The 807-nt window shown below is 62.7% G+C and carries 2 protein-coding genes; both read right to left on the minus strand.

Translation table 11 applies throughout. The annotated features are described in order from the left end of the window. Positions 1-270, minus strand: a 270-nt coding sequence (locus tag EPD82_RS11830) for a 2Fe-2S iron-sulfur cluster-binding protein (RefSeq protein ID WP_141056754.1), incomplete at its 3' end; no start/stop codon positions are given. 33 nt (positions 271-303) lie between these two features. Next, a complete protein-coding gene (locus EPD82_RS11835) occupies positions 304-738 on the minus strand; it encodes a GlcG/HbpS family heme-binding protein (protein ID WP_141056755.1) in 435 nt (144 codons plus the stop codon). Positions 739-807 lie beyond the last annotated feature (69 nt).

An 807-nucleotide genomic window follows, 5' to 3' on the forward strand; every position in this document is an offset into this window, starting at 1 on the left:
ATGAGCCCTACTGATCGGCCCGATCCGAACGACCTCGCCCTGTACCACCCGCACCTTGCAGATGCCGCATCCGCCACCGAGGCAACCGACGGGGATTCCTCTGCGCCCCAAGCGGCACATTCCCTCGAGCAGCGTCTCGTGTTCTCTGCAGGCGTAGACCTCACCGGTCTGCACCAGCAGCACTTCATGCTCCCCTCGCTCGCCGCTTGCCTCGACACTCACGGGCGGGGCCAGTCTCTGGGGGGGATCTACCCTCTCCGTCGTCTCCATCTTCTCCTCCGCTTTATGCTGGGGTGCATCCCCTCACGAGCCTTCCGACAGACCCAAAGCAGACAAAGCAGCGCGGGCGCATTCCTCGTCCTGGGCGGCGGAGGCACCAGAGACGCCGATGCCGCCGATGAGGCGATCACCGCAGCGGATCGGCAGCCCGCCACCAAACACAACCACCCCTTTTCGTGAGGCAAACCCAAGCTTCAGCGCTTCGTCTTCGCCAAACTCCGCCATCAAGGCCGAGGTCGAAATGCCGAAACCGGCCGCCGTACGTGCCTTGTCGATGGCGAGTTCGATCGATTGGGAAAAGGAAAGCGGCATGCGCAGGAAGGCGACGAGTAGCCCCGAGGCGTCGCACACGGCCACGTTGATGCGCACCCCGAGCCGCTGCGCGTGCGCTACCGCAGCCGCGATGGCCGCGTGTCCCGCTTCCCAGCTCAGGGTCGTGGTCGGAACCTCCAGCTCCATCCCTTCCTCCTGTTTATCGATCCATATCTTTTTTTTTGATTACAGCACAAAATTTCGAGATTTGCAAGC

This window comes from Tepidiphilus succinatimandens, from assembly GCF_006503695.1.
In the GTDB taxonomy this organism is placed as follows: domain Bacteria; phylum Pseudomonadota; class Gammaproteobacteria; order Burkholderiales; family Rhodocyclaceae; genus Tepidiphilus; species Tepidiphilus succinatimandens.